1 protein-coding gene is annotated in these 1,422 nt (G+C 72.1%); it reads right to left on the bottom strand.

Annotated features, from left to right (window positions below):
* Positions 1-175: 175 nt before the first annotated feature.
* The gene (locus V7E45_RS36505; protein ID WP_443056332.1) at positions 176-1,321 is read right to left on the bottom strand and encodes a S8 family serine peptidase; all 1,146 of its coding nucleotides are present in this window, start codon (positions 1,319-1,321) and stop codon (positions 176-178) included.
* Between the last annotated feature and the right edge of the window lie 101 nt (positions 1,322-1,422).

The raw sequence follows: 1,422 nt of genomic DNA, 5'->3' as shown, positions 1-1,422 counted from the left end.
GTCGGCAAAATGGTGCGCCCCGGGGCCTGCCCGGCGGCGTCTCCGTCCACCGCGCGTAGCCGCACCACGGTCAGGACGCGGCGGCGGCCGGCGGCCCGGCGGGGGCCCGCGCCACGGGGAGGTGGCGAAGGCACCGCCGGGCCGCCGTGTTTCCCGTGGGGGGACGGTGGGACTCCTACTGGCCGGTGACCTTCAGGAGCTTGTTGGGCGTGCCGCTGCCGACGCCGGTGAGCTTGTCGGCGGTCGCCGCGCCGGTGAGCGCCGAGGAGACCTGAGCCGGTGTGGCGTCCGGGTGCCCGGCGAGGTAGACCGCGGCGGCGCCCGTGACGTGGGGGGTGGCCATGGAGGTGCCGGATATCGTCTTGGTCGCCTCGTCGCTGTCGTTCCAGTCCGAGGTGATGTCCGAGCCCGGCGCGTACAGGTCGACCACGGAACCGAAGTTGGAGAAGTCGGACTGGGCGTCGCCGTCGGTGCTGGAGGCGACGGTGATGGCCTCGGGCACGCGGGCGGGTGAGCTGTCCTTGGCGTCGGCCGACTCGTTGCCGGCGGCGACGGCGAACGTGACGCCGGAGGCGATGGCCTTGCCGACGGCGGCGTCGAGGGCGGGATCGGTACCTCCGCCGAGGCTCATGTTGGCGACGGAGGGGCCCTTGTGGTTCTTGGTCACCCAGTCGATGCCCGCGACGACCTGCTCGGTGGTGCCGGAGCCCTTGTCGTCGAGGACTCGCACGGCGACGATCCTGGCCTTCTTGGCGACGCCGTGCGCCGTTCCGGCGATGGTGCCGGCGACGTGGGTGCCGTGACCGTTGCCGTCGTCGGCGGTGTCGTCGTTGTCGACCGCGTCGAAGCCGTAACTCGCGCGGCCGCCGAAGTCCTTGTGGCTGACGCGGACGCCGGTGTCGATGACGTAGGCCGTCACGCCCTCGCCGGCCTTGTCCGGGTAGGTGTACTTGTGGTCACCCGTCTTGTCGGTCTGATCGATGCGATCGAGGCCCCAGGAAGGCGGGTTGTCCTGGGTGGCGTCGATGTGGAACTTCTTGTTCTGCACCACCGTGGCGACCGCCGGGTCGGCGGCCAGCCGCTTGGCCTCGGTCTCGGTCAGGCTCGTCGCGGAGAAGCCGTCGACGGCGGATCCGTAGGTGCGGGCGAGCTTGCCGCCGTACTGGGTCGCCAGCTCCGACTTGCGCGACCGGGACGTGTCGTGGTCGAGCAGGACGATGTAGCTGCCGGCCACCGCGCCGCGGGCGTCCAGGCCGTAGACCGTGCCCTCCGCGGGGCGTTCCGCGTGGGCGACGGGCGAGACGACCACGGCGAGGCCCACGACGGCGGCGGCTGAGGCTGTCGCGGTCGCGAGCTTCGCCCTGCCGCTGCGCTTGTGATGCGACGTCAAGAGGGGTCTCCTCAGGGGATGTGGGGGGTGGG

Origin of the sequence: Streptomyces sp. IBSBF 3136 (assembly GCF_036815105.1) — a bacterium.
Taxonomy (GTDB): Bacteria; Actinomycetota; Actinomycetes; order Streptomycetales; family Streptomycetaceae; genus Streptomyces.
Note: the sequence above shows the minus strand (reverse complement) of the source record. Positions and strands in the feature narration are given on the sequence as shown.